8 protein-coding genes are annotated in these 7,462 nt (G+C 53.1%); 3 read left to right on the plus strand and 5 right to left on the minus strand.

Annotation, left to right across the window (positions count from 1 at the left end; translation table 11 throughout):
• Both RC85_RS28670 and ahcY read right to left on the minus strand, forming a co-directional pair.
• The coding region (locus RC85_RS28670; protein WP_238383213.1) for a hypothetical protein at positions 1 to 205 on the minus strand (205 nt) is incomplete at its 3' end.
• A 111-nt stretch (positions 206 to 316) separates the two neighbouring features.
• Complete coding sequence (gene ahcY / locus RC85_RS24090) at positions 317 to 1,663, minus strand: adenosylhomocysteinase (protein ID WP_068267301.1); 1,347 nt, start codon at positions 1,661 to 1,663, stop codon at positions 317 to 319.
• Between the two features lie 364 nt (positions 1,664 to 2,027).
• On the opposite strand from ahcY, the gene hemP reads away from it, so the two are divergent.
• Positions 2,028 to 2,264, plus strand: coding sequence for a hemin uptake protein HemP (gene hemP / locus RC85_RS27165; RefSeq protein ID WP_068267302.1), 237 nt, complete (start codon positions 2,028 to 2,030; stop codon positions 2,262 to 2,264).
• Between the two features lie 433 nt (positions 2,265 to 2,697).
• Here the strand turns inward: hemP and RC85_RS24100 are convergent, their stop codons facing one another.
• Together RC85_RS24100 and RC85_RS27170 are read right to left on the minus strand one after the other, a co-directional pair.
• Positions 2,698 to 4,281: an ATP-binding response regulator gene (locus RC85_RS24100; protein WP_068267306.1), complete on the minus strand. Its 1,584-nt coding sequence runs from the start codon at positions 4,279 to 4,281 to the stop codon at positions 2,698 to 2,700.
• 205 nt (positions 4,282 to 4,486) lie between these two features.
• The gene (locus tag RC85_RS27170) at positions 4,487 to 4,681 is read right to left on the minus strand and encodes a hypothetical protein (protein ID WP_157594045.1); all 195 of its coding nucleotides are present in this window, start codon (positions 4,679 to 4,681) and stop codon (positions 4,487 to 4,489) included.
• A gap of 428 nt (positions 4,682 to 5,109) precedes the next feature.
• On the opposite strand from RC85_RS27170, the gene RC85_RS24105 reads away from it, so the two are divergent.
• Positions 5,110 to 5,598 (plus strand): SRPBCC family protein, encoded by a 489-nt coding sequence (locus RC85_RS24105; RefSeq protein ID WP_068267303.1) that lies wholly within the window; start codon positions 5,110 to 5,112, stop codon positions 5,596 to 5,598.
• Positions 5,599 to 5,601: 3 nt separating this feature from the next.
• Here the strand turns inward: RC85_RS24105 and RC85_RS24110 are convergent, their stop codons facing one another.
• On the minus strand, positions 5,602 to 6,084 hold the full coding sequence (locus tag RC85_RS24110; RefSeq protein ID WP_068267304.1) for a DUF4019 domain-containing protein: 483 nt from the start codon (positions 6,082 to 6,084) through the stop codon (positions 5,602 to 5,604).
• A gap of 154 nt (positions 6,085 to 6,238) precedes the next feature.
• Between RC85_RS24110 and galE the strand changes: the two genes are divergently transcribed.
• Entirely contained in the window at positions 6,239 to 7,276 is a 1,038-nt protein-coding gene (gene galE / locus RC85_RS24115) for a UDP-glucose 4-epimerase GalE (protein ID WP_068267305.1), read from the plus strand.
• Positions 7,277 to 7,462: the final 186 nt, after the last annotated feature.

The following is a 7,462-nucleotide window of genomic DNA, read 5'->3' on the forward strand; positions in this document are numbered from 1 at the left end:
AATTGACCAGCAAATACCGCTTCCCAAGAATTTTCAATTTGCAATGTTCATTTTGCAATTTGCAATGTTCGACTGGTTCGCGAAAAACATCACCCACCGCATTTTCATCAGCCCAGGCGATGCCCACGCGGCTAAACGAACTAACGTGTTTTCCGGGACCAAGACTCTTCGTGGCGTTGGCTGCTGGTCCAAGCGAAGAGTGCAACCTTCGCGTTCGGGATGACGGGCCTGCATCATCGTCTCGCCAAATTTATCCACGAAAAAACCCGGCCGCGTTTCCACGACCGGGTTTTGAGTTTTCAAAGCGAACAGCTTCCTAGTATCGGTAGTGGTCTGGCTTGTAGGGGCCACCCACTTCGACGCCCATGTACTCGGCTTGCGTTTCGGTCAGCTTGGTTAGCTTGACACCGCAGGCTTCTAGGTGCAGGCGGGCGACTTCTTCGTCCAGTGCCTTTGGCATCAGGACGACTTCGACCTTGTACTTGTCGTTGTCGCGGTTTTCCCACAATTCCATTTGAGCAAGCACTTGGTTGGTGAAACTGGTACTCATCACAAACGATGGGTGACCGGTCGCACAACCCAAGTTCACCAAGCGGCCCTTGGCCAGAATGATGATCGATCGGCCGCTGTCTTTGAACGTGTAACGATCAACTGCACCGACGTCCGAAGGCTTGATCTCGCTGCACGTTGCCTTGCCTGCTTCGACTTGCGATTCAACCCAAGCGACATCGATTTCGGTATCGAAGTGGCCGATGTTGCAAAGGATCGCATCGTTAGGCATTTGCTCGATGTGTTTGCCAAGGATGATGTCCTTGTTGCCCGTCGTGGTGACGAACAAACGACCTTCCTTGCAAGCTTCTTCCATCGTCGTGACTTCAAACCCTTCCATCGCAGCTTGCAGAGCATTGATAGGATCGATTTCTGTCACGATCACGCGGCAACCGTAGCTCTTCAAGCTGTGAGCACAGCCCTTACCGACATCGCCGTAGCCACAGACCACGGCGACCTTGCCAGCCAACATCACATCGGTGGCTCGCTTGACGCCGTCCGCAAGTGATTCGCGGCAACCGTACAAGTTATCGAACTTTGACTTGGTGGCCGAATCATTGATGTTGATCGCAGGCACTTGCAAACGTGCTTCCTTGACCAACACATCCAAGCGGTGAACGCCGGCGGTGGTTTCTTCGCTGATGCCCTTGATGTCGGTCAGCAATTCTGGGAACCGTTCGTGAACCATTGCGGTCAAGTCGCCGCCGTCATCCAGGATCATGTTCAGATGCTTGCCGTCCTTGAAGTGCAACGTTTGCTCGATGCACCAATCGAACTCTTCGTCCGTTTCGCCCTTCCAAGCGAAAACGGGAATGCCAGCGGCAGCGATTGCGGCAGCAGCGTGGTCTTGCGTGCTGAAAATGTTGCACGACGACCAAGTAACTTCGGCACCCAAGGCGACCAGAGTTTCGATCAGAACAGCGGTCTGAATCGTCATGTGCAGGCAACCAGCGATGCGGGCACCGGCCAATGGCTTGGACTCACCGTACTTTTCACGCAGAGCCATCAGGCCCGGCATTTCGTTTTCGGCGAGCTCGATTTCTTTGCGACCGTAAGCGGCCAGCGTGATGTCTTTGACTTTGTATGGCAGTCGGTCCGTTTCGACTTGTGACACTTCGATTTCTCTCTATCTAAACAGGAACGTCCATCCCAAGCGTTGGCTTGAAACACAGACGCGGGAAACTCTTGCGAGCAAAACACTTGCACGCAAAAACACTGGGCAAAGACCAGACGGACCGAACACAGGGACTCCCGCTGGTTCGCTGCGACTTTGCACCGGAAACAAAAAATCTCACATTGGCATCCAAATGCCGATGAGCTGGAATAACCGTCAGTTACCCAAGGTTTAACAGTATTGTAGTGTTTTTCCAGTAAATTTGGCAGGGGCAAAATGGCTGCCCAGCCCCATTAATCAGCGTTATTGCGAATCGTTCTCAACAGGTCTTGCGGCGATTTGCCGATCCAGCCAAGATGTCTGTATGCCCGAAATTCCCAACCCAGCCGAGAATCCCCCGATCGACTCCCGCGGAGCCAAATCGAGTGATGCAGCCCAGCAACCAGAAGCCCAGCAACCAGAAGCCCAGCATCCGTCGATGCCCAAGATCGTGCCCTTCACCGACTTGGCCCGCTGCGGCGAGGAAATCTGGATCTCCCACCAAGGCCAACTCTACCGCCTGCAAAGCACCCGCGCCGGCAAGCTGATTCTGACCAAGTAACAACGGGCCTCTCCGCGAAAGAACTGTCCCGAAGTAACTTCCCGGCTTTCCCCGTAGCTGGGCCCGCCAGAGTTCAGTACTGTTGAGTACTGTTCAGTCCAACATTAGCTGTACCCAACGCCGTGAAGGGGTTTGGCCCAGTAAAACACGTGTTCGTCCGTTTAGCGGCGTGGGCATCGCCTAGCCTGATGAAAATCATTACATCGCAGCAAATCGGGCAAGCTGCACCATGGCCGGCAACACAAACTGCACCGCTGTAAAGCATAGAGGCCACGGCACATTTCCCTGATCGCCAGAAAGTAGGCCGTAGCGAGCCAAAGCGAGTTACGGCAATGTGCGCACCGCCGTAACTCGCTATGGCTCGCCTTTCGTTCCGCGAAAATAGCGTCAAATCACACTTTCGCGGAGCTAATGGCGACTATTGGTGTTCCCATCAAACCGTGCTCTCCACGGTTTGGCCGGCTTCGACTTGCATGGTTTGAACATGATGCAACAGTGCTTGAAAACCGGTTGGCTTGACCAAGTGCAAATTGAAACCCGCCAACGCTGCAAGCTCGCGATCCTGTTCGCTTCCCCAGCCCGTTAACGCGATTAATTTGCAGTTCGATAACAGGCTTGTTCGTCGCATTTGCTTGGCAACTTCATAACCGTCCATTCCGGGTAACCCAATGTCCATCACGATCACGGTGGGACGAAATTTGACAGCCATATCGATTGCTTCCATTCCGTCATGGGCGACTTGCACTTCGTAACCTTCGCAATCAAACAAGTCATGCAACAGTTTCGATGCATCCAAGTTGTCGTCAACGACAAGCAGCTTGCAAGGCGAAACGGATGCGGCTTCGGGTAACGATTTAGGCAGTGCTTCTGCGACGGGGGCGGCCCGCGATCCGACGTCCTGCTGAAGCTGATCACAGAGCCGCGTCGGATCGGTTGATTCCACCACTGCCTGCACCAACAGTGGAATCGTCACCGTAAAGCAACTTCCCAAGCCTGGACCTCGGCTTCGCCCCGAAAGCGAACCCTGATGCAGTTCAACCAAACGCTTCGAGATCGTTAAGCCGACACCAAGCCCTTCGTATTCGCGTATTCGGCTTTCATCAATCTGAACAAATGGTTCAAAAATCCTGGCCGCATGGTGATCCGAAAAACCGATGCCATTGTCAGTAATCGCAACCATGGCGGTGCCATCATGCGATTCCACCACCAACCGTATCCGCCCAGATTCGGGTGTGTATTTTGACGCATTGCCAAGCAGGTTTGCTGCCAACTGCGTTAACCGCACGTGGTCTCCATTGACCCAAACCGGTGTCTCGGGAATCAAAGATTGAAACAGTTGCGACTTGGATTCATAAGCCCCCGCGATCATCTCAATCGCATCGCGAATGGGTTCGCGAAGGTCAATTCGCTGCATCACAATTTCAAGGTGTCCGCGTCGAAAACGAGAAACCTCCAACAAGTCGTCAGTGATCCGTACCAAGTGTCGCGTGTGGCGTTCGACGATTTTCCGAACGCTCCGCACCACCTCCGGTGCGTCTTCGTTCTTTTCCAGCAAAGCCATTCCCGAATGGATCGGAGCCAGCGGATTCCTAAGCTCGTGAGCCAACAGGGCTAAAAAGTCGTCCTTGCGCTGGTCTGCCTGTTGAAGGTCTTCCCCAAGACGCACGTTCTCCGTCGCTCGTTCTTCCGCCAACCGTCGCTGACGTTCAACGCGGTTAAACAAAAGCACAGCGATGCAGTTGACGATCACGTAGATCACCAATTGCACCAATTCAGGGACACCTTCGATCCAAAAACTTGTTTCCGGTGGAATAAAAAAGCGAGCCGCCGCAAGTGTTCCCAACGCGATTGCCAGCAACGCTGGTCCACTGCCGGCAACCCACGCCGTCAACAACACGCTCATATAAAAAAGGCTAAACGGGCACCGCTCGTTCAACCAAGGATTCAACAGCGAGCGTACCCAGATAACGACCGCGGTGCTAAAGATTGCGATTGAATATCGCCCCAAAACGAACATCCAAGGATGCAAGTTTCGAACGTTCGATGGGTCGGTCAATTTCCCACCCCATTTCCACCCGGTGCCAAACAACACCCTGCCCAAAAAACAGTCTTTTGAACAAATCGACGAAAAAAATTCGGCATCAATGGAAATCCTCCTGAAAATGCATCTCGCCAGTCACAGCCGATCCTGAAAGATCGCTGGACCGCAAAAATGCTCCGTTTCAACGCAAGATCAAGTCTTGAATCCTGTCCCTCTGGACCGGCAAATCAATGCCGACCAGAATCGCGAGCGACAGTTTAGCTTTCGGAAAGCTTTCGTCAATCAACGTTTCAATCCGGTCAGGCAAGTTGGGGGAAGACGCATCGATTTCGTCCAATCCACCGCACGCAGTCGTTTTACCGCGTAGGCATCGCATGGCCTGATGAAAATGTGTCGTTGTCAGCTTGTCACGCCCCTTGAAAGTAGGCCGTAGCGAGCCATAGCGAGTTACGGCGTTGCGCAAATTGCCGTAACTCGCTTTGGCTCGCTACGGCCTACATGCTGGCGATCAGGAAAATGTGCCGTTGCCACAATGCTTCAAAGCGCTGCAGTTTGTGTTGTCTGCCATGGTGCAGCTTGCCCAATTTGCTGCGTTGCAATGATTTTCATCTGCCCAGGCATCGCCCCGCGCCGTGAAGAGTTTTAAACAGTCAATGTAGGCTGGAACAAGCACAGCGCAGTTCCGGCAATCCAACGTAGTACAATGCAATTGCCGGAACTGCGCTACGCTTGTTCCGGCCTACTTTGAAAGCGAACGATTTAACGTAAGCAAGACGCTGACCTCACTCGCGACCGGAAACAGGCATGCCTGTCATTGTTCTTCAAACGCAAATAAGCGCGGACATCGAAACCGTGTTTGATTTGTCACGCAGCATTGACCTGCATGTCCAATCAACATCAAAGACGAATGAGAAGGCGGTCGCGGGTCGAACATCGGGACTGATCGAACTTGGCGAAACGGTGACCTGGGAAGCGACACATTTCTTCATCCGTCAACGATTGACGGTCAAGATCACTCAACTCGATCGCCCCAACCATTTTCGCGACTCGATGGTCTCAGGCGTGTTCAAGCGATTCGACCATGACCATCGTTTCCAAACCGTTGATGGCGGAACACAGATGACTGACAGATTCGACTTTACGTCTCCGCTGGGCATCCTGGGCCACATCGCTAACACGCTGCTAGTGACGCGGCATCTGCGAAATCTGTTGCAGACACGAAATAAGATGATTCAATCGGTTGCAGAATCCGGCGACTTCCAAGCGTCGGCCGCGACTCAATGCTCCAGCTAGAAACTACTCCTGCGACGCATCCTCTTTTACGTCGTCTTTCAAAAAGGCAGGTGAGTTGACTCGAAACGATACGAACCTCCATTCACCGGACTGTTTTTTCAGCTTGGCGGTAATCGTTCCCTTCCCCTTCTCGAAAACCGCGTTGTAGGAAACGTCGATTTGAGATCCGGATAACAACTGTTTTATCGCGAAGCTTTCCAGCGATTTGGACTGCAGCTTCCCCAGTCGCGTTGCGATCAATTCCCCCAGCGCCGCATACTGTTCCTTCGATGCCGTATCCTTCAATTCTTGCGAAGTCAGCGGCTGGTAAGTATCGGCAAATGAACCTTGATCAATCGCAGAAAACATTTGCTCGATCTTTGGCGAGACATCTGATTCGGTGGTCGAATACCCAACGTACAGAAAACCAGCGCAAACCAAGGTCACCACCAAAGCAAGACAAGCAAGCGTCGAAAAAACAATCAGTACGATCTTGCCTGTGGTCATCTAGTCCGCTCGGTTTGAGTTTCGGTAGTGCCTCAATGAATTGCAACATTAAAGCATAGTGTGCCATTGTTCGTGATGCCCCCAGGTGACTCAGTTTTTACTACCTGCTAGTGTTCTGGTTACACAAATTCGAACCCTTTAAGCGACGGCAATCATGAAAGTTTTGGTAACGGGCGGAGCGGGATATATTGGCAGCCACACCTGTCTTGAACTGCTCGGGGCGGGGTTTGAGGTCACGGTGGTGGACAACCTTGTCAACAGTTCGCAAGAGTCGCTTCGGCGCGTTGAAAAGCTGGCTGGAAAGTCGATTCGTTTCCACAACGCAGACCTATGCGACAAGCAAGCGATTCTGGATGTCGTTGGCAGTGATTCGTTCGACGCAGTGATCCATTTTGCCGCGCTCAAAGCAGTCGGTGAAAGCGTCGCCAAGCCGCTGGAATACTACGAGAACAATTTGGCCGGGACGCTGAACTTGTGTTTTGCGATGCGAGAACATGGCGTCAAGAATTTGGTATTCAGTTCCAGTGCGACGGTCTACGGAATTCCCAAAACGCTTCCACTGACCGAAGATTCAGAGACCCCGATTCAAGAAGTGACCAATCCCTACGGGCGGTCGAAGCTGATCATGGAATACATCCTGCGTGATTGGCAGGCCTGTGATTCGACAACGAACGTCGCACTGCTGCGTTACTTCAACCCCGTCGGTGCGCATGCGTCTGGCCAAATCGGCGAAGACCCCAACGGTATCCCAAACAACTTGCTGCCGTTTGTTTCGCAGGTGGCGGTCGGGAAATTGGAAAAACTGAAAGTGTTCGGTGGCGACTACGAGACGGCCGATGGAACAGGCGTGCGTGACTACATCCACGTCGTCGATCTGGCGGTCGGCCATGTTTTGGCGATCAAGAAACTGGCCAGGAACCCAGGCGTGGTGACGTACAACCTCGGCACCGGCCAGGGCTACAGTGTTTTAGAAATTGTCAAAGCGTTTGAGAAAGCCGCGGGCAAACCGATCCCCTACGATTTGGTCGATCGCCGCCCCGGCGACGTCGCAGCCTGTTACGCGGACCCAAAACTGGCCGCCGAAGAACTCGGTTGGACCGCCGATCGCGGCATCGACGAAATGTGCGCCGACAGTTGGAATTGGCAAAGCCAAAACCCAAACGGTTTCGCAACCGAATCTACGGAAGTGTAAAAACTGGGCAAAACGATGACGCCGTGATGGGATTCTTAATTGTTTAACCGCGTGGGCATCGCCTGGACCGCTAAATCTTTGGGATTGCATCAGTTCTCGTTTGCGCAGGTTTCATTCTCACCGCGACGTTGAGTGCTTCCGCCGGGCTTGCCCCGGACGGAGCGGCAACTGGAAGCTACTACTAAC

The sequence above is a fragment of the Rubripirellula obstinata genome (assembly GCF_001642955.1).
Classification (GTDB): Bacteria; Planctomycetota; Planctomycetia; order Pirellulales; family Pirellulaceae; genus Rubripirellula; species Rubripirellula obstinata.